The sequence below is a fragment of the Methylobacterium sp. WL18 genome, from assembly GCF_008040015.1.
Taxonomy (GTDB): Bacteria; Pseudomonadota; Alphaproteobacteria; order Rhizobiales; family Beijerinckiaceae; genus Methylobacterium; species Methylobacterium mesophilicum.
This window is the reverse complement of sequence record NZ_VRVD01000555.1, coordinates 1-3,117: the sequence shown is the minus strand read 5'-3', so window position 1 is coordinate 3,117 and position 3,117 is coordinate 1. Positions and strand designations below refer to the sequence as shown.

General features: G+C 69.0%; 2 protein-coding genes and 2 pseudogenes. All 4 read right to left on the bottom strand.

The genetic code is table 11. The annotated features are described in order from the left end of the window. Positions 1-728, bottom strand: a pseudogene (locus tag FV228_RS24875) (chemotaxis protein); the annotation flags it as partial. Then, complete coding sequence (locus FV228_RS24870) at positions 725-1,123, bottom strand: hypothetical protein (RefSeq protein ID WP_147856999.1); 399 nt, start codon at positions 1,121-1,123, stop codon at positions 725-727. The gene FV228_RS24870 and the pseudogene FV228_RS24875, both read right to left, overlap by 4 nt. Before the next feature lie 357 nt (positions 1,124-1,480). Further along, the gene (locus FV228_RS24865; RefSeq protein WP_147856998.1) at positions 1,481-2,101 is read right to left on the bottom strand and encodes a hypothetical protein; all 621 of its coding nucleotides are present in this window, start codon (positions 2,099-2,101) and stop codon (positions 1,481-1,483) included. Then, positions 2,098-3,117 (bottom strand): annotated as a pseudogene (locus tag FV228_RS24860) (hypothetical protein); the annotation flags it as partial. The pseudogene FV228_RS24860 and the gene FV228_RS24865, both read right to left, overlap by 4 nt.

The following is a 3,117-nucleotide window of genomic DNA, read 5'->3' as shown; positions in this document are numbered from 1 at the left end:
ATGCCGGCCGCGCGCGACTCGACGGCGCCGGCCGCGGCGGCGACGTGGTCGAGGATGCCGCCGATCGATTCCTCGAAGGCACGGGCGAGCTGCTCGGTCCCGAACCGGCGCGCCGTCTCCAGGGCGGCCCGGCTCGCTTCGGCCTCGCCCTCCAGCGCCATGGCCCGGGCGAGCTGGGCCTGGGCCTGCCCCTCGGAGGCCGCGAGGGCCCGGAAGGACTGCTCGACAGTGCGGCACACCCAGATCAGGATGCCGGTCTCGATCAGGACGATCGCGGCATGGAGGATCACCCGGCCGAGGTCGGCCCGCCCGTCCGGGAAGATCAGGGCGGGCATCGCAACGTCGAGGGCGAGGTGGTGGATGGCCGTCGCCGCGGCCGCGGCCAGGATCACCCGCCAGTCGCACCACCCGGCCAGCATCGCCAGGCAGGCGAAGAAGTACATGTGCAGGTCGATCTGCCAGGGGTGACCCGCGAAGGCCACCAGCAGGAGGGCGGCCATGCCCACGAGGGCCACGCCGCTCACGATGCGGGTCGCCTCGCTCACCGGGTCGCGCATCCAGAGTGCCGTCGCCAGGGCCGCCAGCGAGGCGGCCGCGACCACCGGGGCGATCGCTGGAAAGGCCGCGCTCGTCACGGCCTCCGCGGCGGCGACCAGCACCACGTGCGCCCAGAGCAGCGGGATCAGGAAGCGGCCGAAGCGGCGCTGCAGGGTTTCGAGATCGTTCATGGGGACGAGTTCCGGGCCGTGTCCGCGCTGGGATCCGGCGAAGGCGTGGCGGGTGCGGACGGGCCGCACCCCTCGGAAAGGCGCCCGTCGAGGACGAGGCTGGCCCCGGCGGCATAGAGGCGGCCGGCGAACCCCGCCCGGTCAGAGCGGGCCAGGAAGACGTCGTCGCGCCCGCCGCGGTTCAGGAGGGTTCCGCCCGCCTCCGCGACGATCCGGGCCGCGTCGGCGGCGCTGCCGCCGGGCGGTCCGATTACCGCCACCACGTCCGCTTGGGGAACCGCCAGGATGACCAGCGGCGCCAGCACGGCGATCAGACCGCCGAACCCGGCCAGACTCCACTCGACTGACGGCCGGGTGTGATGAGCGGGACGCGCGTCACGGACGCGTACAGTCACCACCGAGATGTCAGGCTGTTCGACATGGTGACGTAACCTTTCAATCTTCGGATCTAAAAAAGTGTGTCCACGGCGCAGGGAGCGGTATCGACCTCGGCTGGAATCATTTCCTTTCTTAAAGGAATTGGATCGAATTTAAAATTTATGATGCGATGTACCGCGTCCTGAATGATCCGCTTAACGGTACTAATAGAAATTAAAAAATTATGGACATTGATTTTTACTTGATAGGTATCGTACGAACACCATGATCTTGAGTAAAATAATATTTTTATGGTGAAAGGGACTTCAATATATTCACAGCGTCGAACTTTTAGGCAGGTTGAACGTTTTCGGTTAGCGGTGCCGGCGCCGTGCTCATGGCATCGCCTTGTCGGAGGCCGGTGGCTGGGCCTCGACCATTCGCGGGTCGGTCCGGAAGAGTCGGGCCACGGACGCCGAGAATCGGATGAAGGCGCGTCCCTGCGGGGTGATGACATAGCCGTCCCCGGACGGCGCGAGGTTGCCCGACGCGGTCTGCTCCGCCAGGCGCCGCTCGATCTGCCGGTACTCCCCGAGATAGAGCGATTCGAACAACGCCTGCGCACGCGCGGGGCTGAACCGTTCCTCGGGACGAGCCGCCATCTGGCCGAGCAGGAAGACGCTGATCGAGCGGTCGATCGTCACCGGGAGAATCACGAACACGCTGAGGTTCAGGGCGAGCGAGAGTACGCAGGCCCCCAGCGCGTCCCGGCGATGCAGACCCCAGGGACGGCCGAGGACGGCGAGCGCTGTCATCGCCCCGGCGGTGATCACGAAAGCCACCAGCAGTAGGATCAGGCCGCGATAGAACAGGATCGTGACGCCGGATGCGAGGTCCGTCCGGAACAGCAGCACGAAGCAGCCGAACCCGATGAGGATTGCTCCGGCATGCAGCGCGCCCTGGGCCGCGAGCCAGCGCAACGCCACTCCCAGGCGCCCGGGGCCGGTCCGGGTCATCGCGCCGCCCCGCTTACGTCCTGGCCAAGATCCTGGACCGACAGGATCCGGACCATCGGCGACGCGTAGAGCGGCCGGCTCCGCCAGACCCAGGAGTCAGGGTCGGTCCAGGGGGCGTCCCGGGCGGTGACGATGAGTGCGCCGATGCCGGCTGCCGCCGCCCGGCGCCGGACGTCGTCTGCCCCGAGAGTCTCGGAGAAGATCGGCTCGACCTGCGCGAGCCGCTCCGCAACCGCCTCCGCGGAGGCCCCGAACAGCCGCGCCTCCCGGTCGGCCACCGCGACCGGCTGGCGTCCGTAGAGGCCGAAGTCGAACACGCGCGGTGCGGCGGCCGCGTGCTGAAGTACGAGGGTCCGCGGCAGATGCGTGCCGGCCCATTCATAGGCCGTCCGCAGGGCGCGATCGATGTCGGGGCGGGCGTTGAGGAACGCGAAGCTCGGATGGCCGGAGACGCGGAAGGCCCGCATCCCGACGAATCCGTAGAGCGTCGTCGCGTAGCCGAGCAGGAGCAACGCGGCGATCAGGCCGGGCAGGCGAAGCCGCGTTCCGGCGCCCTGCGCCAGCGCCGTGACGGTCCAGGCCAGGGCGGCGACCTGCGCCAGCAGGACCACGCGCCAGCCCAGATCGTTGTACAGGATCGCCGAGCGCAGGAAGCCGCCGATCAGAAGGGACGACGCCGCCACGATGCTGAGCAGGCGTCCCGCCTCGTGCGCATGCGCGACGCGCCGGGGGACGACCCGCCAGAACAGGAACGTGCCGGCGGCGAAGACCCCGAAGGCCAGGTAGTAGTTGACCGGCAGCAGGATCAGGCGGAGCAGGCTCAAGGTCGGCCCGTCCGCAAATCCCTCCAGGGGCCCGAAGCTGCGGATCGCGAGGACGATCGCCTGCCCGGCCTCATGCCGGCTCGCCAGGAGCCCGGACAGGTAGGGTGCCGCCAGGAGTGCGGCGACGAGCCCGGCCGCCATGAGCCGTCCGGCATCGCCTTCGCGTCCTGCGCGGGCCTGTCGGTCTGGGTG